This is a genomic window from Rhabdochlamydiaceae symbiont of Dictyostelium giganteum, assembly GCF_964291045.1.
Lineage (GTDB): Bacteria > Chlamydiota > Chlamydiia > Chlamydiales > Rhabdochlamydiaceae > PALSA-1444.
Genome location: NZ_OZ197277.1, coordinates 896668 through 922238 on the forward strand (window position 1 = coordinate 896668; position 25571 = coordinate 922238).

General features: G+C 37.8%; 17 protein-coding genes. 6 read left to right on the forward strand and 11 right to left on the reverse strand.

All coding sequences use genetic code 11. The features are described 5' to 3' along the window. The first annotated feature begins 399 nt into the window (after nucleotides 1-399). The gene (locus ACI7T6_RS03080) at nucleotides 400-1686 is read left to right on the forward strand and encodes an ankyrin repeat domain-containing protein (RefSeq protein WP_404664955.1); all 1287 of its coding nucleotides are present in this window, start codon (nucleotides 400-402) and stop codon (nucleotides 1684-1686) included. Between the two features lie 165 nt (nucleotides 1687-1851). On the opposite strand, the gene ACI7T6_RS03085 is transcribed toward ACI7T6_RS03080, so the two are convergent. The 4 genes from ACI7T6_RS03085 to rimO form a co-directional block, all read right to left on the reverse strand. Beyond that, a complete protein-coding gene (locus tag ACI7T6_RS03085; RefSeq protein ID WP_404664956.1) occupies nucleotides 1852-5691 on the reverse strand; it encodes an ankyrin repeat domain-containing protein in 3840 nt (1279 codons plus the stop codon). Between the two features lie 131 nt (nucleotides 5692-5822). Further along, the gene (locus tag ACI7T6_RS03090; RefSeq protein ID WP_404664957.1) at nucleotides 5823-7031 is read right to left on the reverse strand and encodes a sugar porter family MFS transporter; all 1209 of its coding nucleotides are present in this window, start codon (nucleotides 7029-7031) and stop codon (nucleotides 5823-5825) included. A gap of 56 nt (nucleotides 7032-7087) precedes the next feature. Then, on the reverse strand, nucleotides 7088-8233 hold the full coding sequence (locus ACI7T6_RS03095; protein ID WP_404664958.1) for a class I SAM-dependent rRNA methyltransferase: 1146 nt from the start codon (nucleotides 8231-8233) through the stop codon (nucleotides 7088-7090). Then, nucleotides 8215-9603, reverse strand: coding sequence for a 30S ribosomal protein S12 methylthiotransferase RimO (gene rimO / locus ACI7T6_RS03100; protein ID WP_404664959.1), 1389 nt, complete (start codon nucleotides 9601-9603; stop codon nucleotides 8215-8217). The genes ACI7T6_RS03095 and rimO overlap by 19 nt, the downstream gene beginning before the upstream one ends. A 29-nt stretch (nucleotides 9604-9632) precedes the next feature. On the opposite strand from rimO, the gene ACI7T6_RS03105 reads away from it, so the two are divergent. The 4 genes from ACI7T6_RS03105 to ACI7T6_RS03120 are packed head-to-tail and all read left to right on the forward strand — an operon-like array spanning nucleotide 9633 to nucleotide 13198. Beyond that, complete coding sequence (locus ACI7T6_RS03105) at nucleotides 9633-10559, forward strand: ABC transporter permease (protein ID WP_404664960.1); 927 nt, start codon at nucleotides 9633-9635, stop codon at nucleotides 10557-10559. Then, on the forward strand, nucleotides 10552-11409 hold the full coding sequence (locus tag ACI7T6_RS03110) for an ABC transporter permease (RefSeq protein ID WP_404664961.1): 858 nt from the start codon (nucleotides 10552-10554) through the stop codon (nucleotides 11407-11409). The genes ACI7T6_RS03105 and ACI7T6_RS03110 overlap by 8 nt, the downstream gene beginning before the upstream one ends. Further along, nucleotides 11406-12371 (forward strand): ABC transporter ATP-binding protein, encoded by a 966-nt coding sequence (locus ACI7T6_RS03115; RefSeq protein ID WP_404664962.1) that lies wholly within the window; start codon nucleotides 11406-11408, stop codon nucleotides 12369-12371. The genes ACI7T6_RS03110 and ACI7T6_RS03115 overlap by 4 nt, the downstream gene beginning before the upstream one ends. Before the next feature lie 8 nt (nucleotides 12372-12379). Continuing rightward, a complete protein-coding gene (locus ACI7T6_RS03120; protein WP_404664963.1) occupies nucleotides 12380-13198 on the forward strand; it encodes an ATP-binding cassette domain-containing protein in 819 nt (272 codons plus the stop codon). A 127-nt stretch (nucleotides 13199-13325) separates the two neighbouring features. On the opposite strand, the gene ACI7T6_RS03125 is transcribed toward ACI7T6_RS03120, so the two are convergent. From ACI7T6_RS03125 to ACI7T6_RS03140, 4 genes are all read right to left on the reverse strand, one after another. After that, nucleotides 13326-15194 carry an amino acid permease gene (locus tag ACI7T6_RS03125; protein WP_404664964.1) on the reverse strand — a complete coding sequence of 623 codons (1869 nt, stop codon included), beginning with the start codon at nucleotides 15192-15194 and terminating at the stop codon, nucleotides 13326-13328. Between the two features lie 126 nt (nucleotides 15195-15320). Next, nucleotides 15321-17081 carry a bifunctional serine/threonine-protein kinase/formylglycine-generating enzyme family protein gene (locus ACI7T6_RS03130; RefSeq protein ID WP_404664965.1) on the reverse strand — a complete coding sequence of 587 codons (1761 nt, stop codon included), beginning with the start codon at nucleotides 17079-17081 and terminating at the stop codon, nucleotides 15321-15323. A gap of 2 nt (nucleotides 17082-17083) precedes the next feature. Beyond that, the gene (locus tag ACI7T6_RS03135) at nucleotides 17084-19096 is read right to left on the reverse strand and encodes a thioredoxin domain-containing protein (RefSeq protein ID WP_404664966.1); all 2013 of its coding nucleotides are present in this window, start codon (nucleotides 19094-19096) and stop codon (nucleotides 17084-17086) included. After that, nucleotides 19086-19499, reverse strand: coding sequence for a helix-turn-helix domain-containing protein (locus tag ACI7T6_RS03140; protein ID WP_404664967.1), 414 nt, complete (start codon nucleotides 19497-19499; stop codon nucleotides 19086-19088). Before ACI7T6_RS03140 ends, ACI7T6_RS03135 begins: the two co-directional genes overlap by 11 nt. Nucleotides 19500-19624: 125 nt before the next feature. Between ACI7T6_RS03140 and rnhC the strand changes: the two genes are divergently transcribed. Then, the gene (rnhC, locus tag ACI7T6_RS03145; protein ID WP_404664968.1) at nucleotides 19625-20509 is read left to right on the forward strand and encodes a ribonuclease HIII; all 885 of its coding nucleotides are present in this window, start codon (nucleotides 19625-19627) and stop codon (nucleotides 20507-20509) included. A 153-nt stretch (nucleotides 20510-20662) separates the two neighbouring features. On the opposite strand, the gene ACI7T6_RS03150 is transcribed toward rnhC, so the two are convergent. The 3 genes from ACI7T6_RS03150 to ACI7T6_RS03160 form a co-directional block, all read right to left on the reverse strand. Then, on the reverse strand, nucleotides 20663-21631 hold the full coding sequence (locus tag ACI7T6_RS03150) for a hypothetical protein (RefSeq protein WP_404664969.1): 969 nt from the start codon (nucleotides 21629-21631) through the stop codon (nucleotides 20663-20665). Between the two features lie 745 nt (nucleotides 21632-22376). Then, nucleotides 22377-23873, reverse strand: a complete 1497-nt coding sequence (locus ACI7T6_RS03155) for a DEAD/DEAH box helicase (RefSeq protein WP_404664970.1) — start codon at nucleotides 23871-23873, stop codon at nucleotides 22377-22379. Between the two features lie 451 nt (nucleotides 23874-24324). Continuing rightward, entirely contained in the window at nucleotides 24325-25326 is a 1002-nt protein-coding gene (locus ACI7T6_RS03160; RefSeq protein WP_404664971.1) for a hypothetical protein, read from the reverse strand. Between the last annotated feature and the right edge of the window lie 245 nt (nucleotides 25327-25571).

Genomic DNA, 25571 nt, shown 5'->3' on the forward strand with positions numbered 1-25571 from the left:
AAAACAGTCTTAAGTTTAAATCTCATTATGTTTCATAAAACAGGATGAAAAAGTTAAAGATCAAATGACAACTCAATTGATGCTATAGAAATATCTTTTTTATCATGTTGTAAAGCCATCTCATCTAGCCGCTTAAATTAATAAAAAATAGATCTTCTCTAGATGTTTCCTCCTTTTTGGGTTCTATGGTTTTTTTAATAAATAGGCTCTAGTATGTCCACTCTATATCTTCTAGGATTCAGAGACATCTGATGAAATTTTGCCTTATAATAAGATCTATTTCTGGCAGAATTTTACTCTATATTATTTTTTAAAAAATTGACTCCGTTTTTTATTTAAAACAATAATTGCAATAAATATATGATTAATGCAAAGTTTTTTATAAAAAGGGAGGATTTTATGGTTTCACCGCTACAACACGATTTTAACAATCTTAATGCTCTGATTGAAAGAAAAGAACAAGAGGAGCTTGATTGCAAATCACGTATTGCACTACTTGATCAAGTGATTATGGAAACAGTTCAGCCTAATGGCCATTTGATCACATGCCAGCTTGAAATCGTTCAAGATCTCCTTACTCAACCAGCTGAGACAAGAGATTTTACACGAATCAATGATACCGTTTCTCAAAAGCTTCAAGGTATTTGGGAAAAACAAATGAAGAACTTTAATGACTTTTTCTCAACGAAAAATAGCCATATAGAAAATGGACAGCTTTTTAATTTAACCTATGCAAAGAAAGAAATTCTTCGTCAGCAATTTCAATCTTCTTTGAATAACTCTTTTCAAAAATTTCAAGAAAATATCAGGATTAGTCCCTCTACAAACCTTCAAATATTAGATCAAAGCCTTAAATTACAAAAAGAGATCAACTCTAAAACACTGGAACAGATTCTTCATAACAAAACCTCTTTAATAACAGAAGTTAACAACCTTACCACTCAACGTAAAAAACTTCAAATGACTCTGGTATCAGCTGATGCTGATTCCTCAATGAATATTTGGATTGCATGTCAGCAAGGAGATCTTTCTTATTTAATAGAAGAGTTTGAAAAAACAGATAACAAAAATTCTGTTAATACGCCAAATAAAGAAGGGTTGACCCCCCTTCATATTGCAACACTTTCTAATCAACTTGATGTTGTTGAGTGGTTATTAAAAAATCATGCAAATCCAAATCATCAAAACGCTCTAGGTTATCAACCTTTACATGATGCGGCTAAAATGGGATATACTTTGCTAGCACACACTCTAGTTTGTAACAAAGCTAATATCAATGGAAGGGGTGAATACCAAAGAACACCTCTTCATATGGCAGCACATAATGGAAGAAGTGATATCGCCTCCTTATTGATTCAAAATGGAGCCGATATCAATTTGCAAACTTCTGAAGAAGATCATAAAAAAACACCTCTTCATGATGCTGTCATTCGGCAACAAGTGCAAACTGCTGTTATTTTATTACAGAGCCCTAAGCTCAATGTTAATATTAGAGATGTTAAAGACTTCACTCCTCTTTACCATGCTGTCATTGATGGGTCTTTAGATATTGCAACGTTTATCGTTAATCACGTTAGCTGGAAATCTCCTCAAGATAGGAAAGATCCTAACCACCCTTCCCAGCTGCTAACTCTTTTGCCTAAGAAAAATCAAATTCAAATTGAGCAACTACTCAAAAGAATATAGAAGACATTTTAATTGTGAGCATTCTAATGTACCCTAGATTTTATCTAGGGTATTTATAAATTCTCTATCTCCAAAAAAAATATATGTGTAAAAAAAGACTATTTATATTCTTTGGCGTTAGATCCTAAGCCATAACTTCTTGCTGATAGCATGATACCGTATCAATCATTCGGGTACTGGCGCTAATTTAAAATAATCAACATCAGTTAAACTCCCCAATAGAATGCAATCATCTCCCTCAAGACGACTAGCTTGCATATAAGCTATACAGACAGCTTGAGAGGTAGGGAAAAGCTCTTCCAAAGAAGCTTTAGCAGCTTTGCGGATTTCAATGGCTTTTTGATAAAATATAATAGCTTCTCTTAATTTGCCGATTTCATGTAAATAAGCTCCTATACTATGAGCATAGTCACCTATAAGAGAACTGTTTTTTTCCTTCATGGAGAGTAAAATGTTTAAAGCCTTTCTATGATTCCAAATAGCTCGGTTAGGTTTTTTTACCTTAAAATAGAGAGCACCTATTTGTGTAAAAATATCACTAATTTCAAGCTGTTTTTCTCGCTTTCCTTTAATTGAAACATTGAGAATATTCTCTTTTGGATAGCTAAGTTTTGCTAAAAGAGCTTCTTCATAGCATCCAATAGCAATCTCTAGGGAATGCTCATGGGTTACTTCAAGTAAAAACCCTAGGTTCATGCAGCTATCTGCGTGAAGTTCTTGGTAATTTTCGCGTCCAAGTTGTTTATCATATTTGATAAAACCTCTCAGCTCTCCTATGCACTGAATTGCGCGAATAAATTCCCTTTGAGCCTCTAAATATTGTTCAAGATCTTTTAAATGGTGACCTGCGTGGTTATAATCTTTAGCTAGTGAAAATAATGTATAATTTTTACCAAATTTGAGTAAGACTGCATTCAGCTGTTTATATGCTTGTTCAAATTCTTTATGCTTTTTCATCTTGAGTAATGCTGTCGCAATATAACTGTAACACCTAGCAATAATCTTATCTTTTTGAATTCCTTCTTCAAGCTGCTGTGCAAGGGTAAGCGCTTGCTGAGCCCTTTCAAGAGGGCTCTCTCCTAAGGAACTTATTTCCAGTAAATTTTCTATTGCATCTGTATTCAAGGCAAGAGATCGTTGAATATGCTTTTTCAATTCCTGAGCATGACTTTGCCTGAAGATATTGTTGTAATCTATATGAGCATCAAATGTTTCCTTATCAAGAGTTTCCTTATAAGGTAGATCCGTAAATTTTTTTATCGCATGAAAAAATGGTTCAATAAAGTCATAAATTTGAGTAAGTTGCTTTTCTATAGATGGATCAATGTAGAATTTATGAGGATCTTTATTTTGATGAGACTCTCTATGAAATACAATTTCCTCTTCACTTTGATAAAATAGATGTGCTTTGATTCTTAATAATAAAACATGATGAAAGGCGTCTTTAATTTTTTGAGCGCCATTTTCAGAAAATACATTAAGCTTAACCAAAGCATCAATACGGTCTAAACTGTTTTTCTCTTTAATATTAAAAAATAAAGCAAGGCTATTGATTACCTCTTGGATAGGACGGTAGAGCTCTTTTTTAATTCCAAATGCCTTGAGCTTTTCTTTTTCTATTGAGAGGTTGGGCTTAAACTCTAAAAGATGCTCTTTTAAAAGATACATACCCAGTATTTCATGAAATGGCTTTGAGGCTGGATCTATTTTTTCACAGCTAATACGATCTCGCTCCTCTTCATATTGCTTAATAAGCTGAAGATCACCGTCTATATAGCCTGTGCTATAAAGAGCATTGGTAAAAATAATATTCTCATTCATTTTTTTAGTTGTAAGAAACTGAATAAAATAGCTAGGAGTTCCAATCAGCTCATTTTCCCCAATTCCATCAAAACGAAATCCCTTAGGAGTTGGGCTTGGCTCTAATTCTCCAAAAATAGGGTAAGGAGTTTCTCCAAGATTTGTGATGCGTAATTGTAAAAACCAAGACAATCTTTTAAAATACACTAACGCTTCTGGGGTAGCAGATTCAATCAGAAATCCATAATCCAGATCTGAATAAGGACACATCTCTTTTCTTGCCATTGATCCCAGGCTCATTGCTGTCCATCTGACGGGAGGCTCTCCAAAAATAGCAATTCCTTGTTGAATTAAACTCTTCATAAGATTGGCCAAATGTTGAGTCAGGTTTTTAGAAGCTATAAAAGAGTCTTTCATTTCTGAAGAACATGCCATCCGGCTTGTTTTAAGATAAAGACGGTATCCTTCTATTAAATGATTCTCTTTTGGAGCTATAAAACCTTGATTTTCAATAAAATTTTGTTCAATTAAACCTATTTTTCTTATGATAGCAGCTTCAAGTTCTTGATAGTAATTGCATTCTATATTGTTTTTTAAAATAGCTAAGGCACAGTTTAAAAATTTTGCCGCATTAAGAATGGCCTGGAATTTTCTTAAAGGTTTGTTATGATCTACCTCATGACTCTCCTGCATAGAGTAGTCACTTAGCTTGATTAATACCAATATCTGTTCTTTGATAGAACCTGTTTTCTTAGCCTTTAATAAGCAGTTTGTATAATAGGAAAGCTTATCTGAAGTTACGGGTATTGATGCTGGAGAGGGAATATCAAGTATTTGATGAATCTTCTCATATTGGCCATGGATAAATAACTGATCAAGGGATGTTTCACAGCCATTATCCCTACAGATTATAAAGGCTCCTTTCTGCAATAAAAGATCTACACTTTCTACACATTTTTGCTGAGCTGCCCAATATAAAGGAGTGTAGCCTTCATCATCGGGCTCATTTATAGGTGCTTTAGCTTCTAATAAGATACGCACGACTTGAGGATCAGGACGATGAAAAAATACTTTATGAAGTGGTTGCCTTCCTTTTTTATCCTTTATCTTTAGCAATTCTTTCACATTCGGACGGGTTATAATTTTTTGAATAATATCTTTATGTCCATAAAAAGCTGCCACATGAAGGATCGTCTCTTGGGTCTCTTTTGAAAATACAGGATTTGCTCCTTCATTAAGTAAATAACATACAACATCTAGATGGCCATGAATCGCAGCTAAATGAAGAGGAGTTCTTTGAAAAAGATCTATGGCATCAATGAGTTTTTCTGATTGAGAAAATAAAGATCTATCAGAGAGGCTTTCTTGAGATAACGCTTTCTTTTTTTCAACTAAAGAGGGATTTAATAAACATGCATCAAGCTTAGAGTGTGCTATGGACACTTCTTTTTTTAGTAAAATTTTTACACTATTTAAACACCCTTTTTGAGCCGCCCAGTGTAAAGGCTTATATCCTTGATAATCTGTCTCATTGGCACACGCTCCAGCTTCTAATAAAATTTGCACAATTTGAGAATGGGGTTTTTTGAAAAATACTTTATGAAGAGGCTGCCTCCCTTCTCGATCTTTTATATCTAAAAGTTTTTGTATTTCTGGATAAACAATCACCTTTCTTAGCATCTCTTCATATCCATAAAAGGCTATAACATGAAGAAGGGTCTCTTGAATCCCCTTTGGAAATAGAGGGCTTACTCCCATATCAAGTAAATAACATACAACATCTAGATGATTATGGATCACTGCTAAGTAAAGGGGCGTTTGTTGAAAAAGATTTAAAGTGTCGATAGATTTTTTAGAAGCGATCTCTTGCTTTATAAAGGAAAGATCTCCCTTAGAAGCTGCTTCATGTAAGCAAAATTCTTGAGAAGGAGTATTTTCTTTTAGATCAGCGATATCTTGATCTTTTTCTAAATGAAGAGATTTACAAATTTCAGACAGCTCTTTTAACTCTCTTTCTAATGAAGAGCTCCGTTTAGAGGGAATTTCACCTCCCTGAGAAATAGAGTAATCAGGAGAATGTTGAATACTCCCCTCTTCTACAGTTTGCTTTTCTTCAAAGATATTATTTTCATTATGAGAGAGCCTCAAATAAACTGGCTGTGCATGAGGGACTATAGATTTTGAGGATTGGGCAGCTGATAACATAATACGTTCCTTGATTCAAAAACACCATGATATGTTGAGCTGCTAGTCTAGGCGAAAAACTCTTTTATAGAAAACTGAAAAAAGAGCTGACTTTTCCTCAAAAAATCAGCTCTTAAAAAATAGTATAGAATCTATTCGAGGACAATACCTTTAGTCTCTGGAGTTTTTACCCAGACAAATAAAAGGGTGGCTAAACTAAACAGGCCATAGAGAAAAAATATCCCTGATTGAGATAAAAGATGGCTTAAATCCATAAAAGTGAAGACCACTAAGAAATTGCAGATCCAGCTCACTAACATACAAAGAGAGTATGCTTTTGCCCGGATATTTTGAGGAAACAGTTCTGAAATCATCAGCTGAGGAATAGGACCTAAGCTAATGGCAAAACAGGCAATGTAGAGCATTAAGCTAAATGTTGCTAACAAGGACGCTGGTGTTCTTGGAAAAAATGCAAAACTTAAAAATAGTAGCGCTACAATCATGCCAGATAATCCTACCTGTAGTAAGAATTTCCTACCTTTGGTATCAATGAGAAAAAGAGAAATAATCGTGGAGAAAAAATTTACAGCCCCGATTAAAACGGCAGAAAAAATGGCTTGAGAGGCGGTATGAAACCCGCACAATTTAAAAATAGAGGGAGCAAAATACAGCACTGCATTAATCCCTGTCAGCTGCTGAAAGCTGCTGATAAAAAGCGCAATCAGAAGCGGTTTTTGATAGACAGGATCTAAAAGCGCCTTCCAAGAGAACTTTGATTCTTGAGTAGATACTTTAGTAGAGGCTTTAACCGGTTTTTTAGAATCAGGAAGAAAGATAAATCCTACAAAGTGCACTACTGCAGGAATGAGGGATAAAGCAAACATCATTCTCCAAGACCCATTACCAGAGAGCATATACCCAGTGCCATAGGCAACAAGTATCCCTAAAGTAAGAGCTAATTGATAGTAGGCTACAAGCTTTCCCCTCTCTTTAGAAGGAGCCATTTCAGCAATGTACATCGGCCCTATGACAGAAATGATACCTAGCGCTACCCCTTGGATGATTCTTCCTAAGATGATGACGGTGACATCAGTTGCCAAGCTCACCATCAGAGCTCCTATAAAAAAGAGGAGGGCAACGCCTTGCTGACCTTTTTTTCTCCCAAAAAAATCGGCAATATCGCCTCCTGCTAAAGAGCCAGCTAGGGCTCCCATGAGGACAGAACTTACAACAAACCCTTGTTGAGTTAAGCCTAAGTTATAGGCTGGGGTAAGAAATAAAATCGCACTTGCCATAATCGCAACTGCATACCCGAATTGAAATCCACCAAGCACAGCAATCAATAATTTCCACAATTCCATAGAAACTCCTTAAAAGGTGATGATCTCTTAAGAAGAGCATGGAATGAGTTGCCTTTCTATTCAAGGAATAAAATTAGGCTCTTTAAATAGTCCCCTTCTGGATGATACAGCGATACAGGGTGATCAAACGCTTGCATATGCCTGCGTAAAATCCTTACATGCCTCCCTGTTTCTGCTGCAGCTTGAAAAATAATTTGTTGAAATAAATCTTGATCCATATAAGCTGAGCAGCTACTTGTCACAAGAATCGACTGCGCTGGCATCTTTTGAAAGACATGTCTATGAAGCTCACGGTATCCACTCGATGCTTGAGCAATATCTTGCCGCTTTTTCACAAACGCTGGAGGATCTAAAATCACAAGATCAAAATCTAAAGGATCTTCTTCTAAAAAGGTAAAGACATCGCTATTTTGAATGGTGTGCTTACCTTCATCAAACGCATGTCTTTTCATCAAATGACACGCCTCTTCTGAAATTTCAACACTTGTCACAGAAATAGCTCCTCCTTTGAGAGCAGAGAGAGAAAAGCCGCCTGTATAAGCAAAACAGTTAAGTACCCTTGCCCCTTGGCTCAAATGACACACCTCTTTACGCATCTCTCTTTGATCAATGAAAAATCCTGTCTTTTGCCCTTCAAGAGGACGCACAAGAAAAGAGAGCCCATTTTCTTTAATCCACAGCTCTTTAATCGCTTCTCCATAAAGAAGCCCTTTTGTATCTAAAAGCCCCTCTTGTCTTCTTGCTGCCGATACCGATTTTTCATAAATGGCTTTAGGATGACAAAGTTCTTTTAGATTTTTGATGATGTGGGGTTTGAGACGCTCCATACCCCATGTCGAGATAGAAATGACGAGCGTGTCTTCATATTGATCAACAATTAAACCAGGCAGTTCATCGGATTCTGCGTTGATGAGTCTTCTTGCAGATTCTAAAACAAGCAAATCTCTCATTAAAATCGCTTGCTTCATTAACTGTGCTAAAGAGACTAAAGGATCTGTTTTATCAAAGTTGATCATCCTTCCTGCAATGGAATTTTCTGGATGAAAGTAAGCGTGTCCCAGCAGTTTTTCTTGAAAAGAGTAGACAGGGAAAATATCTCCTGGCGCGTGAGAAGGTCTTGATTGAATCGCCCCTGAAAAAATCCAGGGGTGTTTATTCAATATAGACTTTTCCTTACCCTCTTTTAGGATGACATAAGACATAACTTAGAAGATCCTGTTTTTTTAACGGGGGCAATTGCAGATCCTATGAGATCATATCCTGCAACATCTGTAATTTCCACTTGGTAGAGCTTACCAAAAGACTTAACAGCTCTTGTGTCGTTAATGATGATATGACCATCAATCTCAGGACACTGTCCATAAAATCTTCCTTTCATCAAGTAAGGAGAATCTGGATGGTACCCTTCCACAATCACCTCAAGAGTTCTTCCAATGTAGCTTTTTAGCCTTTTGTCTAAAATCTCTTGCTGAAGCTTGACAAGCCGCTCAAAACGGTCTTGTTTAACCTCTTCAGGAACGTGATTCGGAAGTGTTGCAGAGTGAGACTCTTCTTCTTTTGAATACTTAAAGACGCCGATGTTATCAAGAGGATAAGTTTTCACAAACTCTAAGAGTTCTTCAAAATCGTCTTCCGTCTCTCCTGGAAAGCCCACCATTAAACTTGTTCTTAACACGATATGAGGAAAACGGTTTCTAAGCGTTGTAATTGTATCTACAATGTGCTCTTTAGATGTTTTTCTTCTCATCGATTTTAATATTTTGTTGCTCACATGTTGAATGGGCATATCAAAATATTGACACAGTCTTGGATCTTTTTCTAAAAGATCCATGATCCCTGGAGTGATTTCATCTGGGTAAAGGTAAAGGAGTCTTAACCAAAATTTCTTTGGATTTGAAAGGAGGGCTTTAAGGAGCTCTTCTAAAGCATCCGTTTCTTTCCGATCTTTTCCAAAGTCCCCTAAGTCTTGTGCAATTAAAATGATTTCATGCACACCTCTTGCTAAAAGCGCTTCAAACTCTTTAACCACTTGAGCCATCGATTTAGATTTTAAAGGGCCTTTGATTTGAGGAATAATACAAAAAGCACACCGTTTCATGCACCCTTCTGCAATCTTAAGATAAGCAAAATGGCTTGGAGTCGAGAGTTGACGCGGAATTTCTCCCCATTCTAGATAACTTTTTGCAGAAGAAATCACTTCACCTTCTTCAGGTGTTGAAACAGCGTCCAGAATTTTTTCCATATCTCCTGATCCCAGGAAGTAGTGCACTTCTGGAAACCGCTGCCGAATTTCAGGGCCATATTTTTGGACCATGCAACCTGCCACAATCACTTTGGCCCCTTTTTTCTTATGGGTTAAAAGGGTATCAATGGTTTGACATGACTCTTCTCTAGCTTCTTGCAAAAAGCCGCAGGTGTTCACAATGAGAAAATCGGCCTCTTCCAGTTCTGCTACGGGCTCATAGCCTGCTTTTAAAAGGATTCCTAGCATCACTTCACTATCAACAAGATTTCTTGCACAACCAAGACTTGTCATATGTATTTTATTTTGATTAATTTTGACTCTTTTCATAATTCTGAAAGAAGTATACAGTATTTTTTGTGTTTAAGCATCTACTAAAAAAAATTACGATCTTGCTTTGCTCGCTTTGGAGTGTCATGACCCTGACATTTTTCCTCTCGCACGCAATTCCAGGAGACCCTTTAACTGACGAGGAAACCGTTCCTCCAGAAATTTTGCAAGCCATGTCACGTCACTATGGTCTTGATAAGCCCTTATGGGAACAATATGTCACGTACGCCTCTAATCTTTTGAAAGGAGATTTAGGCCCTTCGTTTAAATATCAATCTAGAACAGCTAATGACATCATTAGAGACGGGTTTCCTATTTCATTAACACTTGGCTTTGAAGCGCTTTTTATCGCGATACCTTTAGGGCTTTTTTTAGGCTCTCTTGCCGCCTTAAAAAATGGGCAGTGGCAACAGAGGGTTATTATGTTAATATCTGTCATTGGAATTTCTGTCCCAAGCTTTATCTTAGCCTCGTTACTGCAATACATTTTTGCTATGCAGCTTGATCTTTTTCCTGTCGCTAGATGGGAAACATTTCAGCACACCATTCTTCCAGCCCTCACGCTTTCTGCACTGCCGACAACCATCATTACAAGACTGACTCAATCGAGTTTAATTGAAGTGCTTCAGCAAGACTACATTCTCACCGCAAAGGCTAAAGGGTTATCGATGACAAAGATTATCCTTCATCATGCTCTAAGAAATAGTCTTCTTCCGGTGATCTCTTATTTGGGTCCTTTAATTGCCAATGTCCTCACAGGAAGTTTTGTCGTGGAAAAAATTTTTGGGATCCCAGGGCTTGGGCAATGGTTTGTCATGAGTGTTGCAAATAGAGATTATTCCTTAATCATGGCGATGACAATTTTTTATAGCAGCTTCTTAATGGTATGTGTTTTTATTGTCGATGTTTTATATTCATTGCTGGATCCTCGCATAAAAACCCAAGTTTATGAATAAACAACAGAAATTTTCGTATTTTACGATGTCTTGGCATCGCTTTAAATCGCAAAAAAATGCGGTCGTTGCGCTGACCCTACTCTTAATTTTATTCATCATGGCCATCATTGGACCCTTTTTTTCTAAATACACCTACTATGAAACCCACCTTCCCCTAAAAAATCGCCCCCCTTCTTGGATGTTTTGGTTTGGGTCTGATGAGTTAGGAAGGGACATTTTTACAAGGGTTTGGTGGGGAGCGAGAATCTCTTTATTTGTTGGGCTCATGGCAGCAAGCATTGATCTATTTGTGGGGGTTGTGTATGGCTCTATCGCCGGGAGAAAAAGAGGCCGCATCGATGAATGCATGATGCGGATTGCAGATATCATTTACTCTATACCGTATCTTCTTGTTGTCATTCTTCTAACTGTTGTTTTAGAGCCAGGCCTTTACACAATTATTATCGCCTTAAGTCTTACAGGATGGATTCCTATGGCACGGGTCACAAGAGCTCAAATTCTTTACCTTCAAGAGCTTGACTATGCACAAGCTGCTATTGCTCTTGGAGCTTCTAACTTAAGACTTCTCTTTCGGCATTTACTTCCAAATGCCATGGGCCCCATCATTACCACCATGACCTTTACCATCCCCTCTGCTATTTTTGCTGAAGCTTTTTTAAGTTTTTTAGGACTTGGCGTTCAAGCTCCGATCGCTAGCTGGGGGACAATGGCAAGTGATGGCCTCTCTGCACTCCGTTATTATCCGTGGCGACTTTTTTTCCCTGCTTTTTTCATTAGTCTAACCATGCTATGCTTTAATATTATTGGAGATGGGGTTCGAAATGCCTTTGATCCTCGACTAAAACGATGAAGACAATTTTAGATATTAAAAATTTAGAAATTTCCGTTGAGAATAAAACTCAACCCTGGAAAGTGATCCGCAATGTAAGTTTTTCTTTAAAAGAAGGAGAAAAACTCGGGATTGTTGGAGAATCAGGTAGCGGAAAAACCCTTCTAGTCAGATCCATTGTTAAGCTCCTTCCTCAAGGGGTTTCCATCACGTCTGGTGAAATTGAATATGATGGAAAAATCCTCTCTTCGATGAGTGAAAAGCAGCTTCAAAAAGTGAGGGGAAAAGAGATTGGAATGGTGTTTCAAGACCCCCTCACCTTTTTAAATCCCACGTTAAAAATTGGAAAACAGATCATTGAAGGGTTTAAGCTGCACTTTCCAAACGCCTCAAAAGCTCAAGCAAACGCCAAAGTGTTAGAGCTCCTCTATCAGGTGGGAATATCTCAACCCGAACTTCGCCTGCATCAATACCCTCATGAACTAAGCGGCGGGTTAAGGCAAAGGGTATTAATTGCCATAGCACTAGCAGCATCCCCTCAACTCTTAATTGCAGATGAACCAACAACAGCTCTTGATGTGACTGTTCAAGCGCAAATTTTAGAACTTCTCTCTCAGCTTCAAGTGAGAAGGAGCATGATTTTAATTACCCACGATTTAAGCATTGTCGCCTCTTTTTGTGATAGAGTCATTGTGATGTATGCAGGAGAAATTGTTGAAGATGCTCCTGTTCACGATTTATTTTTTAAACCGTCTCACCCCTATACAGAGCAGCTTCTTAAAGCAATACCCACACTAACTGCGCAAGATAAACTTGTCACCATTCCAGGCTCACCCCCGGATTTATCTAAACCTCTTGTAGGATGTCCATTTGCTCCAAGATGCCCTTACGCATTTCAAAAATGCCATGAAAAAGCGCCTCCTCTTTTTTCTGTAGGGCAAAAGCACCGCTCGCTTTGCTGGTTAAAAGAGCCTAAAGGGTAAATCATTCTATGTTAGTTGCAACCCATTTAACCAAACAATACTCCACATCTCGGGGGCTAATTACTGCAGTGAACGGAGTCTCTTTAAAAATTGAAGCGGGGAAAACGTTAGGGCTTGTAGGAGAGAGCGGCTCTGGAAAATCAACACTTGGAAGAATGCTTCTGCATTTTACTCCGCCAACATCTGGAATGGTGCATTTTAACGGGGAAAATCTCCTCTCTTATACAGCTAAGGAGCTAAAAAAATGGAGACAAACAGCGCAAATGATCTTCCAAGATCCTTACGCCTCTTTAAATCCTTGTATGACCGTAGAAGATAATGTGATTGAACCTTTAGTGATTCATGGTCTTGAGATTAATCAAGACATCATCATTAAAGCATTTGAGCAAGTTGGCCTCAATCCAGCTCACAGGTTTAAATACCCTCAAGAGTTTAGCGGAGGGCAAAGACAACGGATTGGAATCGCAAGAGCCCTCATTTTAAACCCAAGATTTATTGTGTGTGATGAACCCATTGCAGCTCTTGATGTCTCTGTTCAAGCTCAAATTGTTAACTTACTCAAAGAGATTCAAAGTCAAAATGGACTCACCTACCTTTTCATCTCTCACGATTTAAGAATGGTTAAATACATTGCAGACGATGTCGCTGTCATGCATTTAGGGCAAATTGTAGAACAAGGCCCCACCCAAGAAATTTTCTCTAACCCTCAGCACCCCTACACCCAAACGCTTCTTGCCTCCATCCCCAAACACCCTTATAAACAAACAACTCACCCTCTTCATAAACCCTCTTCCACTCAAAATTCTGATCTTTTTTTTCCTTTCTAATCCAAGATTAAAAATATATTATTTTTTTAATTTGCATTTTACTTTAAATCAAAAATATTGACCTTATCAAGGTTAAATGGATGTTTTGTAAGAAAATGGAGATATTCAAAGTGCAATACTCTCTTCTTCATTGACGGCAAAACCACACTTTGCAAGGAAGGGCTTTAAGAGAATCCAGGAGAAGCTTTTGAGAATTTGTTCTGATAGATCCTTCTGAGTTTATTCCTAAGATGACTAAATCCCCCTGATAAGAATAGACAATATCTACAATGGCCTCAGCAAAGTGTCTTGCCCGGATCACTTCAACTTCAATATCTACTTCTTGATCTCTTGCAATGGCTTCCATGATCTTTAAGATGTGCGCCGCGTTTTGTAAGCGGTGAGGGATCACCATCTCTAAAGGAAGTGAGATAGGCACTTCAATGATATGACACGCTAAGACTTTAGCGTGATAGAGTTTAGCTAGAAGGCAAGCTACTTGCATCACTTCTATCTGTTTTCCTTGTTTAATAGGGACAATGATTTGAGAAATTTTTACAGGTTCAAGTGAGGGAATTTTAATCTTTTGAATCTCTAGTGTCCCTGATACTGTCATCCCTTGCTTTTTACGGTAAAGAAAATACATACACACACCTACTAAAAGCCAGAGGCATCCTAAATTTCTCCCATCAGGCTTAGTCATTACAACTAAAATCCAAACCGCTAAACTACTTAATGCTCCTATAATGGCTGTGAGAGGAATCTCTTTCCCCTTAATCCAAATATTTAAAGGAGCTTTAAAAGGTCTTACAAGATGCGGCTCTTTGATTCTTAGGAAAATTAAAGAGACATGTGTCGAAAAAAACGCAATTTGAGATCCAAAGTTATAAAGATCTGCTAAAAAGCTCATTTTAGCTTGGCTGAGCATGACCACAATCATCGCAATAGAGGCGAATAAAGAAAGAGCGATGTAAGGGGTCTTAAACTGGCTATGAAGGCGGTATAAGAACCTAGGGAGCTGATAGTGCTCCCCCATGTTAAATGAGAGCCTAGACGCTCCAATAAGGCCAGCGTTTGCTGCAACAAAGAGTGTTACAGCGCTGAGTATTGCAGTCCAAGGGACAAGCCATGAACTTCCCCATGATAAATGTGATACAATACCCACAATAGGAAACTCTTCATAATCTCTTCCAAATTGATACGGATTAATTAAAGAAAATCCAACAAATGAGAGCCCAAGATACATAAAAATGAGCACACATGTTGTGATGAGGATCGCTTTGGGGATCGTTTTTGCAGGCGCCTTTGTTTCAGCACTGAGCTGCGCAATCGATTCCACACCTGTATAGGCCACCATTGCCATGGCGGTCCCCTTAAAAAATCCTGACCACGTGGGAGAAGAGAGGGATCCCACTTGATTGATTTTAAGCTGCGAGAAAAATAAAGAAAAATCTTCGATAGAAAAAAGGCCAATCCCAATGATCAAAAATTGCGTTAAAACCGTTGTGATCATCAAGAAAAAGCTCATCCTTGCAGAGTCTTTAACACCGTAAATATTAATACCTAAAAGAAGCGCAATGATTCCAACTGTCACCCCAATTTGCATAAGAGGATCTTTAAGCTCTGGAAAAAATTGCATGAGATACGGCCCAATCGTAAAGGCAGAGATCGCAATGGTGACAATATAATCAAGTAAAAGTCCCCACCCTGCAATGAATGAGATGAGATCGTTAAAGAGCTTCCTTGTGTAACTTGCAGACCCTCCAGAGTCGTGGAAAATAGAGGTCATTTCTGCATAAGAGAGCGCAGTGCAGCTAAATACTAGGCCTGCTAAAAGAAGAGATAAAGGCGTTGATCCTAAAGCAAAGATGCTTGTAATCCCTAGAGCATAATAGATCGAAGAGCCTAAGTCTCCATACCCAATCGCAAAAAGATCAAAAACCCCTAAAACCCGTTTAAAAGCCCCTCTATCTAACTGAGCAATCACTTGATCTTGTGAAGATTCGTGAGCAGTCAATACGTTATCTCCCTTTTTTTAGGGTATGAACGGTTCTTGATTATTTTGCAACTTTTCTAAAACAGAAATCAGTTTGATCTGTGAGAGGCAAAACAGGGATTTTTGCCTCTCACACTTTAAGGATGATTAAAGAATCACATCTGCCACTAATCGAAATCCATAGGTTCCATTCACAGTTCCTGGGTTATTACGGTGGCGATGCGCGCATCTTAAATCTTCTTTAAGACTCTTCCAACATCCGCCTCTTAGCACACGGTAAACCCCTTGATGTGGCCCTTTAGGCTCATGAGGCTCTTGAACCGAGGTGTTATAGTAGTGGTAGTCGTACCAATCTTGGCACCACTCATACACATTGCCTGCCATATCATAAAGACCGTAACCATTAGGAGGATAACTCATTACAGCTGTGGTATCGGAGCTAAAAAAGTTTGCCTGTGTGCGGTCAATATCAAGATCTGTTGGATAAAGAGGATTTATCAGTCCCCCTGCTGCTGCAATTTCCCACTCTGCCTCTGAGGGGAGCCTTTTACCTACCCACTTAGCATACGCCATAGCCCCGTACCAAGAGACTCCTACCACGGGATGTTTTGCATATCCTGACTCAATGAGAATCTGCCCCCCTGCCTTTTTAATTCTCGATTCTCTTAGCCGGATGATATCATTATTATGATGATCTTTTTCTCCGCCCATCTCCTCTAAAAATCTTATAAACTGCTCATTTGTGACAGGATGGATATCAATAGCATAAGGGTTTAAAAACACCGTGTGCCTTGGCGCCTCATCACGGCCGCCTTTATTACTGCCTCTTTCAAACTCCCCTCCTTGAATCACGCACATCTCTGTTAAAAGCGGTTCAATGGACACTTTTTTCTGAGGATCGGGGTTATATCTCGCCACCACCTTTTCCACGTGGAAAATAGCACCAGGATCGGGGTCGTATTCAGGTTTTTGGATCTCTTTAGGCTTAAGGATAGGCTTAAGGGGTAAATTCTCATTAGATCCCTGTAAAAGCTCTTGCATGAGAGGCATCAGCTGCTCTATCCGTTTGGACTCTTCTGCAAGACAAAGACGGATCAAAGGATCCCACTGAAGCTTATGCTGCGGAGCTAGTGTAGAGACAGGCTCAAAGGCGCCTTCTGGGTAAGTTCTTGTGAGCATGAGATAAAGCAATATACCAAAAGCGTAAATATCACTTTTAAAAGGGGAAGCTAGTTTTTTTTGCCACCTGAATTCGGGGGATAAAAAAAGGTAGTGGTGAAGAAAAGAGAGAGAATTTTGAGATATCTCTTCAGTTTGAGGTATCTGTGCAATATGGTTATAAATATGGGCAAGATAAGAGGGGCCAACTGCTAAAGAAAGGGCAAAATCTGTCACTTTAACCGTGATATGAGCCCCCTTCATTTCGACAAGAATATTAGAAGGCTTAAGAGCTAAATGCGCTATTCTTTTTTTTGAGGGATCTTCTTTATGGGCGTAATCTAAAAGAGAGGCTAGTTGGAGGGCAATCTCTAATATTTCTTTTTCTAAAAGAGGCTCCCTGTCACCTTCTAGATAGGTATGAAGGTTTTTAAAAGAGGGGCTAAGACACTCAGAAACAATAAAATAAACGCCTCCCTCTTCTGAGACATGCTGTAAAGGAAGAAGGTTATCATGATTTAATAAGGCAACTTCTGCAATATACGTTTCAAAATTTTTTAAAAACTGTGGATGTTGATACAGAGGTGCATCAATCACCTTAATCACAAATTTTTTCTGCAAAAACCTGTGTTCTGCGGTAAATGTTTGCCCTAAAGCACCGTAACCTAGTAACTCAAGTAAACGGTAATCTCCCAGCTGGTCCCCCACTTGAAGTGTATGTTTTTGGGTGCGAAGATGCGAAGATTCCATGTTTATCCTGTATTTTTCTTAAGTTTATCTACCAATTTGACAACTTCTTCGTATTTGGTCAAGCAAGGATTGCACCGATCTTTCTCACACAGCATCACAAAACCGCTCTTAAGCTCTTTACTTTGCCTCTTTAAAGAAGAAAGCGCCTCTGTTTTTTTAAAGATCACAGTAATGTGAGGAAGATAAGCGCTCTGTAGTAAATGTCTCACCTCATTAGAGAAATTTACATCTATCCCCTCTTGAATCATGATCACTTTGGCATCGCTATCCAGGTAGTGAAATAAAGCGCTCATTTGATAAAAGCAAAGAGGAGCGGCTGTTTTTAAAAGAAAAGAGGCTCCTTGAAAAATCTCTTCTACTTGCTTTTGAAACCTATTTTCTCCTGTAATGAGATGAAGTCTTACCAAATTTTCAGCATGAACACTATTTCCAGATGGATAAGCATCATCATGAAAATGATACATTCTTGTGATGCTTTTTTGACGGTGAGCGGTTTGGTAAAACCCCTCCCCTTCACGCTTAAACTCTTTTTCTAAATGATCTGCTAAATCTATAGCTTGCTGAAGGTAGCTCCGATCTCCTGTCATTTCAAACAAAGTAATGATGCCTTTAATAAAACAGGCGTAATCTTCTAAAATAGCTTCCCCTAAAGCCTCTCCCTCTCTCCATGCATGAAAGAGAGTGCCTTCTTGAAAAAGGTTTTCCCTGATGAAAGAAGCCGATTTTATAGCATGATCTAAATAAAGACCTCCTGCTAATGCAAGCGCGTCAATAGCTAGGCCATTATATCCTGTAATGATGAGCGTATGGGGTTGAGGTCTTTTTCTTTGACTCCGTTTTTTTAAAAGCACATCTCTTGAGTGTGCTAAGCTCTTTTTGATGTATTCAAGAGAGGTGCGATAGCCTCTTGCAATATCATCTACTTGCATATCTATATAAAGAGTGCTTCTTGCTTGAGAGCCAAGATGCGGCATGACATTATAATAAGAACAAAAAATTTCACCCTCTTTTCCAGGAAGGAGATTTAAAACCTCTTCAGCAGTCCAGGTGTAAAACATCTCTTCTTCATGCCCTCTTCCTGAATCTTCTCCTGCATAAAACCCTCCACAAGGAGCTTTAAGGTGGCAAATGAGATAGTCTAATGTTTGAAATGCAAGGGATTCGTAATCCCTTTCTTCTAGTGATCTTCCAAGAAGAAGAAAGCTTCTTGCTAAAAGAGCATTATCATAAAGGGTCTTTTCAAAATGCGGAAAAAGCCACTCTTCATCAACAGCATAACGAAAAAAACCGCCTCCTAGCACATCATGAAGCCCTCCTTTAGCGATCTTATCTGCTGTGAGGAGGACATAGTCCATCACTTTTGAATGATTGCGCCTTCTCCCCCACTTCAGTAAAAACTCTAGATGAAACCCTAGGGGAAATTTGGCGGCATTTTTAATACCCCCATTCTCAAAATCTGCAACTTGTAAAAACGCCTCTACCCCTTTTTCAAGATCTTGCATCACAGGAAGGCCACTTTTTTTAACAGATCTATTTTCTTGAAAAGGATCAAGAGTGGGAGTGCATTCAGATAACAAACGATTTTTTTCAGAAGAGCGCCACTTTTTTTCAACTGTTTTTACCACGGTTAAAAAAGAAGGAAGTGTTAATGAGCCGTTTAAAGGAAGGTAGGTAAAGGCTGTAAGCGGCACTAAATCTGAAGTGAGAATGAGGTTTAAAGGCCAGCCTGTCTTTTCTTTTAACCACCTTTCTGATGCCTGCATATAAAAGCTACTCACTTCAGGATACAGGTCTTTATCGATTCTAATGGAAATAAAATTTGTATTTAAGGTAGATATGACCTCTGGATGTTGAAAGACCTCTTCTTCCATCACATGGCAAAAATGACACGTCTCATAGGTAATGGATAAAAAAAGGAGCTTTTCTTGTTCTTGGGCATGATAAAATGTTGTTTTTTCCCAAGGATACCATTTCATGTTTTGATCACAAGAGGCGTGAGGTAAATCAATAGACAAGTTCAAAGAACCAAATGATATATCCTGTTAAGAGTAAAAAGGCTCCAATCCCTAAAATCTTGATAAAAAGGGATTTAAATTTCCCTTCACCCTTATGCGGAATCACCCGCATTTCAAGGGTCCCAATGCCGTAAGAAAAATCGTGTTTTTTAGAGGGCTGCTGAAAAATATGGGGATAGCTCTTTTTGATCGCTTCTTCTTGAATCCCTAAAAAAGTGGCATACTGTTTAATAAATCCTTGGACATAAACAGCTGCTAATCTCTCACCAAGAGTCCCCTCTTCAATCGATGCTAACACCGACTCTCCGATAGAAATGCCATTTTTTACATCTTTTAACGTGAGGTTTTTTTCCACTCTTTTGGCTTTTAAAGCTTGACCTAACTGTCTAAATTCTTCTTCCACTTGGAAACTCTTTTTAAAATTATACGTTCAATATAATCGGTTTACTCTCTCAATGCAACTTCTCTTTTTTGAATTAAAATCCAGGTTGCTCATGAGATCTCTATTATGGTAGCATGATAGCTCTTATGACCATCTTTGTAACAAAAATTGACACCTCGTTATCTCTTAAACTTGAGCAAGATCTAGAAAATCAAGGCTTTACCCTTTCCAAACCTCCCTATACCCTTTTTTCTGCAGCAAAACCGGGAGTTTCTTGCACGCTTTACCAAAGTGGAAAGCTCACGGTACAAGGAAAAAATAAAGATGAATTCATTCTTTACTACTTAGAACCTGAAATTTTAAAAACAACAGAGTTTAGCCACCCTCCTCAAACAGTGGATTTTACTGCAAGGATTGGAGGCGATGAAGCGGGAAAAGGAGATTTCTTTGGTCCTCTTTGCATCGCAGCTGTTTATGGAGATGCTAAGATCATTGAAGAGCTTTTAAAGCTGGGTGTTAAAGACAGTAAAGAGATGACAGACCCTCATATGATCTCTCTTGCTCCTAAAATTCAAGCTGTTGCCCCTTCTAAAGTGATCAAAATATTTCCTTCTAAATACAATGAAATGTATGCAAGTTTTCAAAATCTTAACCACCTTCTTGCTTGGGGACATGCAGCTGCTGTCTCTGAACTCTCTCTTCAAACAGGATGTAAAGAGGTTTTAATCGACCAATTTGCAAAGGCTCCTCTTGTCGATATTGCACTTAAGAAAAAAGGGCTTCGGTTAAATGTGACTCAAAGAACAAAAGCAGAATCCGATCCTCTTGTGGCTGCAGCTTCTATTTTAGCAAGATCTGCGTTTGTTCAAGGAATGGATAGACTCAGTGATGAGGCAGGATTTACGCTTCCTAAGGGAGCAGCATCCATTGTGATTAAAGCAGGAAAAAGAATTTTAGAGCAGAAAGGAAAAGAGGCTTTAGCGCAATTTTGTAAGCTCCATTTTAAAACAACCCAAGAAGTTCTTCATTAAGATTTCTTCGGTGGATAGAGTACATAACTTCCCCTAGTGATTTTGTATTTTCACCCCCCTCCTGACTAACGTGATTAATCTAAAAAATGATCCCATTTTTCCGCCCTATTATAAATAAACTACAGAGGCTTATGAGTAGAAGCCATTTGACTCCTACTCATGAAATAAATAAAATTTTTTTAAATCAATCACCCGGGTAGAGTCTAGCTCAAAGGCTCGGATAAAAAGATCTCCTCTTGAAAGAACTGTCTCTCCATCAAAAAGAAGAATGCCATCTCTATCCTCCATGATAAGAGCTGCTAAATGGTACGCTTCTTCTTGATAGGTGCCCAGCTGAATTGCTCTCATTAAAAGCTGCTTACAGGGTAGAGTGATCCCATTCAAAAGCTGAGTATTCTTATCCCCCTTTAAGAAGAGCTCTTTGCCTAAAAGAAAGTAAGGCAAACTATACTCAGGATTAATATCGATAGCTTTTAGATAAAGAGATTCTTTTGAGGCATAACTCTTTTCCTGAATCATCAAAGGAGCTTGAAAGCTTCTAGCAAGAGCTACATAAGCTTCTTCACAAGAAGGTAAATAGGTTAACAACCCAAGTAAAAACTTCTGTTTCTTTGCAAAATAAAGATTGTCATCAAGTTTTATATCCTGTAAATCTTCATATTTATATGAACTGTTTAAAGAATCATAATACTCTATAATCGAATTTTCAAATTTTTCACCCTCAAGATTTTTATAACTTTCTAGACACTCTTCAGAAATCAAAAGATATTTAACCCATGATTCTTTAAGTTCCTGTTGAGAAAGAATCTGTGCTAATGTGATATGCGCTTTCCAGTGATCTGTAGAAGAGAAGAAGTTTTCTTCTAAAGCAGAACCCAATATTTCCTCTTTTCTTACGTGTTCATGAGGATACAATGATTCTGCTTCTTTTATGAGTAAACTACGCTCGTCTTTATTTAGATCAGCTTCTCCTTCTCTATAACAGCTTCTTTTTTCATAAAGCTTATTATTTAATGTGATACGTTGTTCGGGGTGAAGAGCATCCCCAATTTGTATCAAAAAGCGGTTATCTTGACTTTTTTGATAGGCATAGACATAAGCCATTAATTTTGTGAGCTTCACTCCATCTTGTAATACGATAGGTTTTCTAGAAGAAAGATATCTCCCAACCCCTTTATCTCCCCTATCCTTTAAATATATTGATGAAAGAAAAGGAAGCGTATGTTGATAAATTGCCTTTGTAGAGATGACCTTATGATTGTGTAAGGTTAGAGAAATCCCTTGCTTTAAGACTGTTTCATTAAAAGATAGATCTTCGGGAGTAAGCCAGCTCTTAAGAGCATAAAGAAGAGATTTTGATTTTTTATGTAATAGGGAAGCTGCAGAGAAAACAGCAGGGGCAAACCGCGGACTAAATGTAGCGGTAGGATCTTGGTGTGTTGCATAATATCTAAAAATCGCATTTTTAAATAAAAAAATGATATTGTTTTCATTTTTTTAATAATTTTATACTTATATTTCCTACAAATTATGTGAGAAATTAGGCCAGTTTTTTTGAAAAATGAGAGTTTTTTTAAGAAACTAGTGTTTTTAGAGTATTATGCAACACACCCATTTAAGGTAAAAAATCAGAAAAGCTAAACTAAGAGATGAGTATGAATTTGGGTACTACTCATTTAAAAAAAGCCCATAGCAAGAATGCCATGCTTATTTTTTAATCCATCCAAATTTTATTAAAGATGTTTTAGCGTGTGCTGAGCTGTTACAACTCTGTAAAACCCATGACTGAGTACAAAAAAAAACCTCTTTTCATCATCCTATCAAAAGTGTGATAAAAAGAGGCTTTATCGTATTTTCAGGTTAAATACTATTTGAAACGAGGACGATTTCCTTTGAAACCTCTTCCTGTATCAGAAGATCCTGGCCCTCTTCTTGAAGAAAAACCGGGTCTTCCTTGACCTGAATTTCTTGATTCTCTTCTTGGCCTTTCACTTGAAAATGTAGATCCTTCACCTAAATGCATTTTGAAAGATGCCCCATCGCTTCCTTGAAGAAGGCTTTCTCTTCTTCCTGGTTTAAAAGGTTGATCAGAAGAGGGAAAACTCTCTCTTTTTGGACGAGAATCAGAGAATGATGACCCTTCTCTTCTTGGTCTAGATGATGAATCATCTCTTCTTGGTCGAGAGAATGATCTTCTTTCACCTGAAAAAGGCCTCTGTTTTCTAGAAGACTTTGAAGAACCTTCAGAATGTGAAGAGTGATCAGGAGCGCTTTCTTTTCCTGCAAATCGCTCAATTTCTCTTTTAATTTGACGATCTTTATGAGAAAAGAAAGAGATAGCAATCCCTTTATTTCCAGCTCTTCCTGTTCTTCCAATACGGTGGATATAGTCATCAAGACTTTGCGGCGCATCAAAATTGATCACGTGACTCACATTAGACACATCAATACCCCGACCTGCAACATCTGTTGCAACGAGAATCTTGATCTTTCCATCACGGAACTGTTGAATTGTCTTTGTTCTTTGACGTTGATTTAAATCTCCATGGAGAGATCCTGAATAAATTCCTTGATCTCGTAAATCATCTGAAATACGGCGCGCTTGCATTTTAGTGGATGAGAAAACAATGGCTTGAGTCAGTTCTGCCTCGGATAAAATCTTTTCTAATTGATTTTGTTTATCCGCTAAATTATCTGTTTGAAGAAATTCTTGCGTGATATTTTCATGCCGATTTTGCGTTGTATCTGTAGAAATTTCTACAGGATCTCTTAGAAGCTCTGCAGAAAGTTTACGGATGCCTTTTCCAAATGTCGCTGTAAACATGAGTGTTTGTCTTGTCTCAGGAAGAGCTTCAGCGATATCTTTAACAGGACCAATAAATCCCATATCCAGCATGCGGTCAGCTTCATCTAAGATAAACATCTCAATTTCACTGAGTTTAATCCGTCTTTGATTCATATGATCTAAAAAACGGCCAGGAGTTGCAATCAAGATATCGTGACGTCTTGCCAGCTCTTGATTTTGCTTAGGGTAAGGGACTCCCCCATATAATGAAACCGTGACAAGACCTAAAGATCTTCCTAGTTTTTGAGATTCTGAAGCAAGTTGGATCACAAGTTCACGAGTAGGAGCTAGGATTAAAACTCTAGGTCCTTTACGAGCTGTTGTGCTTGAGAGCTTCATGAGTGCAGGAAGAAGGAAAGCCGCTGACTTACCTGTCCCTGTCTGTGCTGATGCTCTAAGGTCTCCTCCCTTCATAATTTGAGGAATAGCTTCAGCTTGAATCGGAGTCGGCGCTTGAAACCCAAGGCCTTCCAAAGTTTTAAGAATTTTTTCGTTGTTAATAATGTCTTTAAATTGCATGTAATCCTAATCTTACTGGGAACTCCCAGATGTGAGGGTTACAGTTTAACATATTCAGAGATACAACGCATTAAAAATCAATAATTATTTTTTTCAAGGTGGAAACAATTTTATCCTGTATCTTTTAAAATACCTTTTGGATCAAAAGTGAAATGCCTCACTTAAGATCCAAATATGCTTTGCTTTTTTCTTTACTCTTTGACTCTCCTATTTTGCCTATTCTCTACAAGAAGGAAGATCAGCGCGCTAAAGATTTACGCCGCGGCTGTTTATCTTGAAGCTTGATGTTTTCGTATCAAAATCTATGAATAGAGCTTGAGAAAAAGAACATGGAGATGTTCTCTTAGTTGAATAAATGCACACTCGTTAGGATATTTTTGAGGAATGTAATAAGATAAAGTCTTAAAAATGGTTCTCCTATTCCCCGCCATTACACGGTATAGAAAATCTATTACTTTCTTATAAATCTAAGATCTATCCCATCACGCTTTTTCTTTAATTCTTCCCGTGCGTTATAACTTAGGTCATCCCTCTTTAGCGCATCTTCAATTTTATCAGCAACCATCTGTTTATGCGTGTACTCATCATATTCTTTTTTTAAATCGTCGATCGCAACTGTTTGACCTCCTTGAAGCTTATTCAGAGCTTGATAGATCGTAAAAGCCATACTTTTTTCTAAAATTTTATGACTCTCTTCCGATTTTGCCTCTTTTAGCTTGACGGTTGGGATTAACTTCATCACATTAGCTGCTGTATAAGGTTTCATCTCCTGATTAGACGCCTTAGCTTTTTCCACTTTATTGAAAATCTCATTAATTGAGTGAACTTGGGGATAGTTAAATAAGCAATAAAGAGATTCTATTCCTTGAATAAAAGAATCATTTGAATTTTGATTGAAATTCACAACATGCTTTAATATGCTTACAGAGTTATTCAACTCTTGAATCATGACATCTTCTGGTTTAGAGGATAATTCTTTTAAAAATGCGTTCATATAATTGAAGCAAAGACGCTTTTTGTCCTCAATAGAGAGAAAATCAGAAGCTCTAAAATGTAAACGCCCATCAGATAACTGCTGAACTGCCCGGGAAAAATGCAGAAGCCCATGCTCCATCACAGCTTTATGAAATGATTGGATTTGCTGCTCAAGTTTAACGCTCTCTTGACTAGCTAACCTAACAGCCCTAGAAGAACGGTAAATAACAATTCCAAATAGCGCAGTAAGCCCTACAAATGTTAATCGATTAAGCCAGGTAAAAGAGCGAAAAGTGAAAAAATTCTTTCTCAGTGTAAAGGAAGCACTAACAATTAAAAGAAGCTCTGTTGCTATCACTCCGGTTAACTGGTTAATCCATACTGTTTTTTGAGTCTCTAATGCACCAAATACAGCATGAACACCTTTTTGATCGTGATGAATGGTAATAGGATTGATGTTTAATAAGCTTAAACGCAACTCCACCCATCTTTTATTAAGAAATAATTGATTAAAAATGCTCACTTGACTTCCCTTTATAACGATCAGTTTACCTTAAAGTACACTATTTATCATCTATCAATTAAATGCATGTATTTAATAGGGCTTCCATCAAAAGATGAATCCCTTTTTAAATTTTTATATAGAACGCTCTATCATCCATCAACTTTTACCACGTTTTAGATAAATAAATATTTTTACAAAAAAGACACTAACCTTTTGAA